Origin of the sequence: Limnohabitans sp. (assembly GCF_046052765.1) — a bacterium.
GTDB lineage: Bacteria > Pseudomonadota > Gammaproteobacteria > Burkholderiales > Burkholderiaceae_C > Limnohabitans.
In genome coordinates, this window is sequence record NZ_JAVLFQ010000046.1 from 1 (window position 1) to 11,914 (window position 11,914).

Consider the following 11,914-nt stretch of genomic DNA (forward strand, 5'->3'; position numbering starts at 1 on the left):
CCTAATAAATATTTACGAAGTTACATACAGCACATCAAACCAGTGAATATTCTTTGGTATGTTTTATGGTATGTAAAAAGTAAAAACGGCCCGAAGGGCGCATAAATAAAGGCTATCTGGCGGAAACGAAGGGATTCGAACCCTTGATGAGGCTCAACACCCCATACTCCCTTAGCAGGGGAGCACCTTCGGCCACTCGGTCACGTTTCCTGTGAGTCAAATTATGCCTGATTCTGCTCCAGTTCAAAGGCTTTATGCAAAGAGCGCACAGCCAATTCGAGGTATTTTTCATCAATTACCACGGAAGTCTTTATTTCGCTCGTGGAAATCATCTGAATATTGATACCCTCGCCGCTCAAACAAGCAAACATTTTGCTGGCCACACCCACATGGCTGCGCATACCAATGCCAACGATGGATACTTTGCAAATCTTGTTATCGCCCTGCACTTCGGGGTTACCCAACTCGGGCAGCGCCTTGTTTTTGAGTAATTCGATGGCTCGGGCATGGTCATTGCGGTTGACTGTGAAACTGAAATCCGTCAGTCCGCCCTTGCTGATATTTTGAATGATCATGTCGACTTCAATATTCGCTTCTGCGACAGTACCCAGAATCTTGTGGGCGATACCTGGTTTATCAGGTACCCCGATGATGGAAATTTTGGCTTCGTCGCGCGTAAAAGCTATGCCGGATACGATGGCTTGTTCCATTTGTTCGTCTTCCTCAAAAGTAATCAGAGTACCCGAACGGGCTTCCTCTGTGATGTCTATATCCCAAGGGGTAAAACTCGATAAAACTCTGAGCGGTACCTTGTATTTGCCAGCAAATTCTACCGAGCGAATCTGCAATACCTTGCTGCCCAGCGATGCCATCTCCAACATTTCCTCAAAGCTTACCGTGTGCAGCCGTCTTGCCTCTGGCACCACGCGGGGATCCGTGGTGTAAACACCATCTACATCCGTGTATATCAAACACTCTGCAGCTTTCAAAGCGGCTGCTACAGCCACAGCAGAGGTGTCTGATCCTCCGCGTCCTAACGTTGTGATGTGGCCTAGTGGATCCACACCTTGAAAGCCAGTGATGATGACGACTTTGCCTTGTAACAAATCGTTGCGGACACGAACATCATCAATGGATTCAATGCGGGCTTTGGTGAACGCGCTGTTGGTGTGGATTGGCACTTGCCAGCCTGCATAGCTGACTGCATCAATGCCTTGTGTTTGCAATGCAATGGCAAGCAAGGCAGAGGATGCTTGCTCTCCGGTAGCAGCTAATGCATCCAGCTCTCTAAAGTACGAATCACTGTAAGCGTCACCAGCAAGTTCCTTCGCTAAACCAAGCAGTCGGTTGGTTTCGCCGCTCATGGCCGATGGCACAACCACCATTTGGTGTCCAGCCTTGGCCCATTTAGCCACGCGCTTTGCCACGTTTTGAATGCGTTCGGTCGACCCCATCGAGGTGCCGCCGTATTTATGAACGATTAAAGCCATGAATTGGTTATGGGTGGTCAGTCAAAGCTTTAAATTGTACCAACCGATGACATCGCCAACTCTTTTGACATGTCCACGGCCCACTTTGATGTCAATTGCATGTCCCTTGGTTTGACAGGCCGCTATTTGAACCAACAGAGCTTCTAATTGACTCGAGCTGGCCTGAGCGCCACAGTGACTGAGCCACAACCTCAATACATTGACTTGTCTGGCATCACTGAGTTGCTGCAAGCGTGAAATCACTGGTGGTTCACCCACTAACTCCAAATCCAGTTGCGCCAGCGTGACCAACAATTGTTGCGCCTGAGCAGAATGCCTGGCACTGCGGGCAAATGTCTGACGAAAGGCGGGAAATGCTTTTTGCAGCACAGGCAGTAATTGATGTCGAATCAGATTGCGAGTGAATTGTTGGTCAAGGTTGCTAGGGTCTTCTACCCAAGCCACGCCGGTAGACAACAACCAATCACGAATATCTGCGCCAGGTACCTTGAGCCAAGGTCTGTGCAACACCAAGCCATGACGTTCTGTTTTTTCAGGCATGGCGGACAAGCCCGGCAAGCCCGCGCCACGCGATAAGGCCAGCAACAAGGTTTCGACTTGATCATCCGCATGTTGAGCCAAAGCGACGTCGGCAATATTTCCGCCCCAATGGGATTTCAAAGCAGATGCGATGGCGTTGTAGCGACCGCGCCTGGCGGCCTCCTCAGGACTTTCGCCTTGCGCATGCCGTGCATCAATTCGCTCAATCGCTAGCGGAACTTGCAGTTGTTCGCATAATTTTTCGCAATGAAGGGCAAAGTCGCCAGCCGCCTGCTGTATGCCATGGTGAACGTGTACCGCTTTGACCTGATTGGGCCAACGAGCCACGCATGCCAACAGCATGGCGGTGGAGTCTGCACCTCCGCTCAAAGCAACTGCAAAAGGGAGTTCCGGTTTGAAATGCTTTAAAGACAGGGACGCCGGTGGTCCCACTGCCATGAAGCCTGATTCAACGTGTTTCAGCTTTGGTGTCGTTGAATCGGCCATAACTTTGCAGCCGTTCGTAACGCCTGTCCAGTAACTCTATCGGCTTGAGATCGCTCAGTTGACGCCAAGCATCATTCAGTCCGCGTTTGAGTTGAGAAGCCATCAATTTGGTATCACGGTGCGCGCCACCTACTGGCTCATTCACTATTTTGTCAACCAGGCCCAAGGCCTTGAGTCGGTGTGCAGTGATGCCAAGCGCATCTGCAGCATCCGAAGCACGATCAGATGTCTTCCACAAAATGGAAGCACAACCCTCAGGGCTGATGACCGAATAAATGGAATACTGCAACATCAGCAACTGGTCGGCGACACTGATGGCCAGTGCGCCGCCAGATCCGCCCTCACCAATGATGGTGGTAATGATGGGCACTTGCAATTGCGCCATCTCGTAAATATTGCGACCTATGGCCTCACTTTGACTGCGCTCTTCTGCATCAATACCTGGAAACGCACCCGGTGTATCAACAAACGTAAAAACCGGCAGTTTGAATTTTTCTGCGGTTTTCATCAGGCGCAACGCCTTGCGGTATCCCTCTGGACGTGTCATACCAAAATTGCGAGCGGTTCGCTCTTTGGTGTCTCGTCCCTTTTGCTGCCCCAAGACCATGCAAGCATTACCGTTAAAACGCGCCAGACCGCCGACAATGCTCAAGTCATCAGAAAAATGGCGGTCACCGTGCATTTCAACAAAGTCTGTGAATATTTCACTGATGTAATCCAACGTATAAGGACGCTCTGGATGACGCGCAATCTTAGTGATCTGCCAAGGGGTCAGATCACTGTAAATATCTTTGGTCAACAGTTGGCTTTTTTTAGATAACTGTTCAATCTCTTGAGATATGTCTACAGCTGATTCAACTTGTACATAACGCAGTTCTTCAATTTTCGACTCTAGCTCTGCGATAGGTTGTTCAAAATCCAGAAATGTTCTTTTGGCCAATCGGTTCTCCTTAATGGCAAAGTACGCTCAATTGCTTAGTAGGCAACAGGCTGTGGATCCAGCGAACGCCAAATATACCAAGTTGCCACACTGCAATAAGGATGCCAAGCGGCAGCCACTTCGCGGGCATCGCTGCGACTGACGTCTTCGCCGGAAAAATAATTTTTACTGATGCCGTTGATCAGGCCGACATCATCCAGGGGCAGTACATTGGGGCGGAGCAAATAAAAGATCAAAAACATCTCTGCGGTCCATCGACCAATACCGCGAATCGCGACCAGTTCCTCAATGATGGCCTCGTCGTCCATGTCGGACCATTGCCGCGTGTGCACCGCTCCGTTAGAAAAATGCAAAGCGAGGTCAACCAGGTATTCCACCTTTCGTGCTGACAAACCAGCAGCTCGCATATCGTCAACTTTGAGCTTTAGCACAGCGGCTGGGGTCAGGGTTTTGCTCAGAGCAGCGAATTTATCCCACACCGACTGTGCAGCTTTGACAGAAATTTGTTGCCCCACAATACTGCGCGCCAGTGTGACAAAGGCGTTGCCACGCGACTCCAAACAAACATCGCCGAACTGAGGAATCAAGCGCCTCATCACCCGGTCTTTTTTAGCCAAATGCTTGCATGCCTCTTCCCAGTAAGCGGGCGTGACGCGTTTGACGGGCAACGAATGACTGGGCATCAAGCACGCTCCCACAAAGTACCTTGCGCCGAATCTTTGAGCACGATACCCAAGCCCAACAACTGTTGCCGAATTTGATCAGCCTTGGCAAAGTCTTTGGCCTGCTTGGCGATAGCCCGCGCTGCAATCAATTCGTCAATCTGTAAGGTTTCATCACCCGCGTCTGAATGGCTAGCGGTTTGTAAGAACACCAGCGGATCGGTTTGCAACAAACCCAACACACCGCCAAGGGCTTTGAGCAACCCGCTTAATTGATGGGATTGTGATCGGTTGACTTCTGTCGCGAGATCAAACAGCACAGCCACCGCCTCGGGTGTACCAAAATCCTCGTCCATAGCTGTTTTAAATCGCGCTGCATAAGATTGTTGCCAGTCAATACTGACAGTTTGTGGCGCCACAGTTTGTAATGCGGTGTAAAGCCGTTTCAGTGATGCGCGGGCATCGTCTAAATGTTGATCGCTGAAGTTCAATGGACTGCGGTAATGGCTACGCACCACAAAGAAACGCACTTCCTCTGGCCGGTATTGCTTGAACACATCTCTGATGGTGAAGAAATTACCCAGGCTTTTAGACATTTTGACGTTATCTACATTGATAAAGCCGTTGTGCATCCAATAATTGGCCAAAGTAACACCGTGGGCACCTTCACTTTGTGCAATTTCGTTTTCATGATGAGGAAACTGCAAATCAGCGCCACCACCATGTATGTCAAAAGACTGACCCAACAAGTTGCAAGCCATGGCTGAGCACTCGATATGCCAACCCGGCCGTCCACTGCCAAAAGCGCTGTCCCATTTGACATCCGCGGGCTCTTCTGGCTTGGCGGCTTTCCACAATACAAAGTCCAACGGGTCTTGCTTGCCGTCTGACACCGCAACGCGTTCACCTGCATGCAATTCATCTAATGATTTACCGGACAACTTGCCATAACCAGCAAATTGACGAACTGCGTAATTCACATCGCCATTGGCGCTGCGGTAAGCCAAGCCTTTGTCTTCCAGTTGCGTGATTAACGCCAACATACCAGGTATGTGGTCAGTTGCACGTGGTTCTGCTTGCGGGCGTTCAATTCCCAGCGCATCGGCATCTTGGTGCAAAGCCAAGATCATTCGGTCGGTGAGTACGCGAATAGATTCTCCATTCTCAGTGGCTCGACGGATGATTTTGTCGTCTATGTCTGTGATGTTTCGAACATAAGTCACCTGAAAACCTGAGTGCTTGAGCCAACGTTGCACCATATCAAAGGCGACCATTGAGCGGGCATGACCTATATGACAAAAATCATAAACCGTCATGCCGCATACATACATCCGCACCTGACCTGGTGTCAGTGGCTGGAATTCCTGCACTGCACGCGCCAGCGTGTTGTAAATTCGAAGGGCCATCGTGGTTGAAATTGGAATAATTGCACACAAGCAGGTGCGTAATGTCACTCTACTACAATGACGTCAGTATATCGAGGTCCTTTGGTTTGCATCTAGTTTGCAGGTGCCGTACTTTTTAAATTTCATGCGACTTTACTTGTTTTTGGCTTCTTTCTTTTCGCTAGTTCGTCAACTTGTCATACCGGGCTTGGTGATGCTTTGCGGCAGTTTCTGTGTGCAAGCGCAAACTGTCACCAATCAAACTTACAAGGGCACTGCCCATGATGAAGTGCAAAAAAGCTTGCAGTTGCGAGACTGGGCCGATGCACTGAGACAGACCCAAGAGTATCTGGAAAATCAACCGCGTGATCCGCAGATGCGTTTTTGGCAGGCCAGACTTCTTGAGCAATTGAAACGGACCGCCGAAGCATTTGACACCTATGTTGCGCTGGCCCAGGATTACCCTGAATTGCCAGAAGTGCAAAATAATCTGGGCGTCATGCTGGCTGCACAGGGAAGGATTGACGAAGCACGTCAAGCCTTCGAGCACGCATTACTTAACAACCCAGATTACGCCACTGCACACGAAAATCTTGGCGACATATTTCTTCACCTCGCCAATCGTTCATACGACAACGCAACCCGCATAAGCGGCAGCAACAAGAGCCTCAACGCAAAAATAACTGCACTTCAATCAGCCCTCCAACTCACTCTTCCTCCACCATGAACATTTTTTTTCGTCGTTTTATATTTATGTGCTTGCTTGGCTGCAGCCTCATCACACATGCGCAATCCAATTACCCGCAAGTCAAATTTGTCACCAGCGCTGGAGAATTTGTTGTTGAGGTATACACCGACAAAACACCAAAGACGGCTGAGAATTTTCTAAGCTACGTGCGTGAAGGCCACTACAACGGCACGATTTTTCACCGTGTCATCAATAACTTCATGATCCAAGGTGGCGGTTACGACAGCAAATACAACGAAAAGTCTACGCGCCCACCTATCAAGCACGAAGGCGTAGAGGCCAAAGCCAGCGGTGCCTTACACAACACCATTGGCACGATAGCCATGGCACGAACCAATAACCCGCATTCTGCGACTGCTCAGTTTTTCATCAATGTCAAAGACAATGACTTTTTAGATCACCAGTCCGCCACACAACAAGGTTGGGGGTATGTGGTTTTTGGCAAAGTCATCTCAGGTATGGATATAGTGAATCGCATCAAACAATTGCCCACTGGAGCCGGCGGGCCATTTCCAAGTGACGTACCCCAAACTCAAGTCCTCATTCAATCTGCAACACTGGTGAAATAATCATGCCCAACCCTCAAGTCGAATTGCATATCCATGAACACGGCGTCATTACGTTGGAGCTCGATGATGACAAAGCACCTAAATCGGTAGCCAACTTTTTGTCTTATGTCGAAAAAGGCCATTACGACGACACCATATTCCATCGCGTCATTCCCGGTTTTATGGTTCAAGGTGGCGGCATGAGTCCGGACATGAAAGAAAAAAAGGTGGACACCAAGCTTGAAAACGAAGCAAACAATGGCTTGAAAAATGATTGCTACACCGTTGCGATGGCACGCACCAGCGATCCCCATTCAGCCACTTCACAATTTTTCATCAATGTCAAAGACAACGATTTTCTGAACCATTCCTCCCCTACCCCTTCTGGATGGGGATATGCGGTATTCGGTAAAGTCATCAGCGGCACAGAAGTGGTCGACGCCATCACCAAACTGCCTACCGGCCGTCGTGGTTTTCATGACGATGTGCCCAAGGAAGATGTGTTGATCACCAAGGCTGTTTTGCTCTGACCATTTTTTCCATGCAAGCCAGTGATTCACAGGCAGTGCCGTTGCCAGATGAAGTGATGCGATTGGACTTAAGCCATTGCGATCAAATAGCTTTTTTGTCTGATGTGCATCTCGAAGTCAATCATCGCTCAACCTACCAAGCATGGGCGGGTTACTTGCAATCTCTACAAGCAGATGCCTTGTTCATACTGGGCGATTTGTTTGAGGTATGGCTAGGTGACGATATATTGCAACACCCTTCGGCTGATTTTGAACGTACTTGCTTGGCACATATTTATGCAGTCAGTCAGCGTATGCCTGTGTATTGGATGGTAGGCAACCGGGACTTCCTGCTTGACGCGCAAGCTTGCACAACCGCTGGCATGACCCCTCTCACTGACCCTTGCGTGGTGACCGTCTTTGAACAACATTGGCTGCTCAGTCATGGTGATGTACTTTGTCTGGATGACAAAGCCTACCAAGCTTATCGGCGTGAAATTCGCTCCAACGAATGGATGCAACGTCTGAAAAGTACCTCGTTGAATGACCGTATGTTGTTAGCCAAAGAACTGCAAGCCCAAAGTCAATTAAGTAAATTGCAAAACACTTTGTGGGCCGATGTAGACGAGCATGCGGCTTCTCAGTGGCTTGAAACGACGCAGACTGAAGTGCTGATCCATGGACACACCCACCGACCTCAAGATCATCAACTGGGCCCTTTACATAGGCGCATCGTATTGAGCGACTGGGATGCAGATGCTAACCCGCAGCGACTGCAATCCATGCTTTGGACAAGCAAGCAAGGCTTTACAAGGCAAAGCCTGTCGCAGCCAAATATCAACGTCGCAAAAGCACCCTGAGAACCTGTTGCAACCGTTGCGCTGCACTGCTTTCGTGAGCAGACTGCAGCAGTGTCGCTGTATCTGTTCCCCAAGTTTGTGCTGGCGGCGGATCGTTTCTTTTCGTCAATAAAAGCAACTGTAAATTACGGCGTTCTTGCTGATGCTCTGCCGGCGTACTGACTTCAGCGGCCATTTCAAGTCGCAGTAAAGCCGTTGACGCATCACCTTTTGCAGGCGATTGCAAAGCCTGTACCCAAGCTTGACGTTGTGCCGAATTGACACGGATACCCAGTTCCTTGGCTGGCGGTAACTGATCCGCGTCCCTGTGCTGCCAAGCAGATAAGAGGTGGACAATGATTTCGCCATGCGCTTGCATCGCTAATTTCTTCAATGCGGCCTCAGCCATTTCCAGGGCGTTGCGCTGAGCACGGAATGCTGATTCACCCAATCTGGGTCCGCGATCCTCAAAGCCATCGCGAGTGCGAGGTGCATCTTTGTCATTGCGCCGCCCCTGTAAATCGCGCTCATTGCGTCTGGCGCCTGGCTTGTCGCCAAACCTGCCTGTTGCTGCAGGTTCGGTTTTTTTCTGTCCTGGACGATCATCCCCACGTACTGCCACCACTTTTTTGGCAGGGGCAGGTATTTTGACGACCGGTGCAGTTGGCATTTCTTCTGCGGGTTGTGGGTCAGTCTCAGTGTCTAGCGATGGTTCGGGCTGATGCGACTGCTCAACATCGGATGGATGGACTGCCGTTGAATCCGTCTCCTGCGCTGCCACCACAGGTTCAGCACTTTCCTGGGCCACAGCCTCAGGCGTAGCCGACATTTCCTGAGAAGGCGTGTCAGGCGCCGCAGTGGCTTGTGTGGACGGTGTCTCCGCATTTAATTTGCCACTCATGACCTGATGCAAATGTTGCATGGCTTGGCGTATGAGCGAGGTATCCCCTTGTGCAATGGCTTTTTCCAGCGCATGAGACGCGTCAAGCACAGACTGGTCATGTGCAGACAAAGCCTGAGCTTGTACCGTGCGTTCTTGGGTCTTGCGCTGGAAAGCTTCATCTAAGGGATGGCGAAAAGCATCCCATAATTTTTGCGCCAGCTTTCTATCCAAAGCTACTGCTTGTGATTCCACTTGCCAGCGCTGTTGTAACGCCTTGACTGCATCAATTCGCAGCACAGGTGATGCAGCCAGTTGCTTGGCTTCATCAATCATTTGGCGACGAATGGCCACACTGGCATCTTGAGCCTTTTCCAAGGCGGCGTGAGCCAATGACATGGCAGATTTCCACTGAGCTTGCATTTCAGCAAATGCTTTCTCACTCAAATGCCCGCTGTTGCGCCAACGCTCTGAGAATTGATGCAATTCTCTCGCCTGCTTTTTCCAATCAGTATTACCCGCATGGGCTTGGGTCCAAGCGGCGACTTCAGCCAGCAAAGACAAGCGCTGCTCTTTGTGCGCTTGTGTTTCTGCCTTGGCTTTTTCCAACCATTCCTGAACAAATGGATAAGCGCGGTTGCAGGCTTGGTCAAACCGTTTCCATAACGCATGGTTGGGCTGACCACCTTGGTCTGTTTGCTTCCAGGCCTCGCGTAATTGGCGCAGAGAGTCTTGTAATTTTCGACCAGTGACCACGGGTATCCAAGTCGTGGCTTCACTGGGAGTTGGGTCAGTGGTAACCGCTTCTTCGGTAGATAGGCCAGGTTCAACTGACTGGGATTGATCCTCTACAACAGGCGCATTTGTCGGCGCAGTAGGCTTTGCGGGCTTGAGCAAAGCTTCCGCTTTAGCTACCAATTCGGTACGCAACTGGTCAGCTCGCCAGCGTTGCCAGCCCTCGAGTTCACCAGCTTTGGTCAGAGCCTGTTGCGCATGTGTTTCTGTCTCATGTCCTAACAATTTTCCATACGTCTTCAAAGCTTGACGCAAAGAGGCGGCGGCTGTGGTGGTAGCTTTGCTATGCCCCAAAGCCAATTCAGCTTCTAACGTCTGAATCAACTGTTGTACAGCTTCATTGGACTGGGTTTGCAATACTGGATCGACTGAAGGTTTGCTGGGCGCAGGCGTTGCTGACTTGATAGTTTCGCCACGCATCGTTCGCAATTGGTCAGCCCATGCCGGAACGCCCGGCAAGGGCAGATTCGGATCATTAGCGGCCGCTTGCGTTTGCTCAAGTGCAGCCGAAAACGCATCCCACACCAATTGGATATGTTGCGCTCCCTCGTTCAAGATAACCGGATACTTGGGGTCCACACTTTGCCAATGTGGATCCTCAAGCAAGGCCTTCCACTCGCTGACAAATCTTTCCATATCAGCAGAAAGAGTGGGTTTGGCATCCACTGCTTCGGTCCACGACTTGGTGGATAAAACCTCAATGCGTTGCGCCAACAACAGAGAAGCTTCACGCAGTACTTGTGCACGATGCGCCAAATCATCAATATGCTTGACCAGATCGGCCAGCGTCAACCTCAGCCCCGCCAAAGGTTCCCTAGACAAAGGAGCCCCAGCTTTGGCTGCGTCGCGCGCCCAAGCCATGGCATCCGCCACATTCAGCCTTTGTTGTGTCAGCAACGCATTGGCTTTTTGGGCCCATTCATCGGCAAGCGTTTGTTGATTTTTAGCTCGACGCAGGTCTTCAATTTTTTCTTTAACAGGTTTGGCTGCACCTTTGTCGCGTGCGCTCAATTCTTTAAAAACCTGTTGCAATAAATCAGCCGCCGGTTCAGTGGCTAGCCACTCACGTATGCGAGTCAGTCGTTCGCTGGAGGTAACGGCTGTCAATGCGCCGCCAGTTAAATGATCAAGGGCGGACAAATCAGGGGAACTGTTATGAGGGGTGTTCACGGCTGTCAGTGTTTCAGTAATACCCAATCGGGCTAAGCACTCTATTGTGACAGGGCTTAGGGGTAAAGCATAAAATATGGCTATGCATCTTTTGGAAACAATCAAACAGTCAGTCAAAGTCATACTGACTGATATCGGTCAGGGGTTTTTTCTGATCACCCACAGCGGACTGGCATTTCTGGGTTTGGCTGTTTTTTGTTTTCTGCTGATCTTCAGCACACAAGCCAATTTGAGAGATAACGTCGAAGTTCAACTGATCGATTGGTTGCAAAACCGCCACGGTTTGGACTTTGGTTTTAATGAAGACGGTAACGCGGTTGACCGTGCCACCGCTGTTGATCCCCAAGATTTACCCAAGGAGCAGGCCGCCATCGCATTTTGGTTAAGCCGCAAATACAGGGTTGCGCCTGAGCCCATCAGCGCCTTGGTGTCTGAAGCCTATGAAATTGGCCCCTCTAAAAAACTAGACCCCACGCTGATTCTTGCTGTGATGGCAATTGAATCCGGTTTCAATCCATTTGCCCAAAGCACCATGGGCGCACAAGGATTGATGCAAGTTCGAACCGATGTGCATACCGAAAAATACGACAGCTTTGGCGGTGAATTCGCCGCATTTGACCCCATCGCCAACATGCGGGTGGGGGCAGCAGTTTTGAAAGAATCCATAGACCGTAATGGTGGTATTGAAGCTGGATTGCGCCAATACGTAGGCGCAGGTAACAGCGGGGAAGACGGCGGCTACGTTACCAAGGTATTGGCTGAGCAGCAAAGGTTGCACGATATTGCCAGCGGTAAACATGTGTCTATGTCCAACAATAAATCCATCAATGAAGACGGTCTGATCGAGCTATGGGATAAAGCCAAAAGCCTCAGTCCTTTCAAGCCTGCCAATTCCAAGCCCTGATATTTTTAAACGGAGAAC

11 protein-coding genes and 1 tRNA gene are annotated in these 11,914 nt (G+C 50.2%); 5 read left to right on the forward strand and 7 right to left on the reverse strand.

Features of this window, described 5'->3' with window-relative positions; genetic code table 11:
- Nucleotides 1-117: 117 nt before the first annotated feature.
- From AC9UG7_RS05400 to cysS, 6 genes are all read right to left on the reverse strand, one after another.
- Nucleotides 118-210, reverse strand: a tRNA-Ser gene (locus AC9UG7_RS05400).
- A gap of 11 nt (nucleotides 211-221) precedes the next feature.
- A complete protein-coding gene (locus AC9UG7_RS05405) occupies nucleotides 222-1,490 on the reverse strand; it encodes an aspartate kinase (RefSeq protein ID WP_509585241.1) in 1,269 nt (422 codons plus the stop codon).
- Between the two features lie 21 nt (nucleotides 1,491-1,511).
- Nucleotides 1,512-2,468 carry a tRNA lysidine(34) synthetase TilS gene (gene tilS / locus AC9UG7_RS05410; protein WP_509585344.1) on the reverse strand — a complete coding sequence of 319 codons (957 nt, stop codon included), beginning with the start codon at nucleotides 2,466-2,468 and terminating at the stop codon, nucleotides 1,512-1,514.
- Nucleotides 2,469-2,478: 10 nt separating this feature from the next.
- Nucleotides 2,479-3,456 (reverse strand): acetyl-CoA carboxylase carboxyltransferase subunit alpha, encoded by a 978-nt coding sequence (locus tag AC9UG7_RS05415; protein ID WP_509585244.1) that lies wholly within the window; start codon nucleotides 3,454-3,456, stop codon nucleotides 2,479-2,481.
- 35 nt (nucleotides 3,457-3,491) lie between these two features.
- Nucleotides 3,492-4,139, reverse strand: a complete 648-nt coding sequence (locus tag AC9UG7_RS05420) for a DNA-3-methyladenine glycosylase family protein (RefSeq protein WP_509585247.1) — start codon at nucleotides 4,137-4,139, stop codon at nucleotides 3,492-3,494.
- Nucleotides 4,139-5,524, reverse strand: a complete 1,386-nt coding sequence (gene cysS, locus AC9UG7_RS05425) for a cysteine--tRNA ligase (protein ID WP_509585249.1) — start codon at nucleotides 5,522-5,524, stop codon at nucleotides 4,139-4,141. Before cysS ends, AC9UG7_RS05420 begins: the two co-directional genes overlap by 1 nt.
- A 124-nt stretch (nucleotides 5,525-5,648) precedes the next feature.
- On the opposite strand from cysS, the gene AC9UG7_RS05430 reads away from it, so the two are divergent.
- From AC9UG7_RS05430 to AC9UG7_RS05445, 4 genes are read left to right on the forward strand one after another with little or no spacing between them, the layout of a single operon-like run.
- On the forward strand, nucleotides 5,649-6,230 hold the full coding sequence (locus AC9UG7_RS05430; protein ID WP_509585252.1) for a tetratricopeptide repeat protein: 582 nt from the start codon (nucleotides 5,649-5,651) through the stop codon (nucleotides 6,228-6,230).
- A 26-nt stretch (nucleotides 6,231-6,256) separates the two neighbouring features.
- Nucleotides 6,257-6,820: a peptidylprolyl isomerase gene (locus tag AC9UG7_RS05435; protein ID WP_509585347.1), complete on the forward strand. Its 564-nt coding sequence runs from the start codon at nucleotides 6,257-6,259 to the stop codon at nucleotides 6,818-6,820.
- Nucleotides 6,821-6,822: 2 nt separating this feature from the next.
- A complete protein-coding gene (locus tag AC9UG7_RS05440) occupies nucleotides 6,823-7,329 on the forward strand; it encodes a peptidylprolyl isomerase (protein WP_509585255.1) in 507 nt (168 codons plus the stop codon).
- A gap of 11 nt (nucleotides 7,330-7,340) precedes the next feature.
- Entirely contained in the window at nucleotides 7,341-8,168 is an 828-nt protein-coding gene (locus AC9UG7_RS05445; protein ID WP_509585258.1) for a UDP-2,3-diacylglucosamine diphosphatase, read from the forward strand.
- On the opposite strand, the gene AC9UG7_RS05450 is transcribed toward AC9UG7_RS05445, so the two are convergent.
- Nucleotides 8,146-10,992 carry a DUF349 domain-containing protein gene (locus AC9UG7_RS05450; RefSeq protein WP_509585261.1) on the reverse strand — a complete coding sequence of 949 codons (2,847 nt, stop codon included), beginning with the start codon at nucleotides 10,990-10,992 and terminating at the stop codon, nucleotides 8,146-8,148. The two genes, AC9UG7_RS05445 and AC9UG7_RS05450, sit on opposite strands and share 23 nt — an antisense overlap.
- 76 nt (nucleotides 10,993-11,068) lie before the next feature.
- Here AC9UG7_RS05450 and AC9UG7_RS05455 point away from each other — a divergent pair, with 76 nt between their 5' ends.
- Nucleotides 11,069-11,896, forward strand: coding sequence for a transglycosylase SLT domain-containing protein (locus tag AC9UG7_RS05455; RefSeq protein ID WP_509585264.1), 828 nt, complete (start codon nucleotides 11,069-11,071; stop codon nucleotides 11,894-11,896).
- The last annotated feature ends 18 nt before the right edge of the window (nucleotides 11,897-11,914 follow it).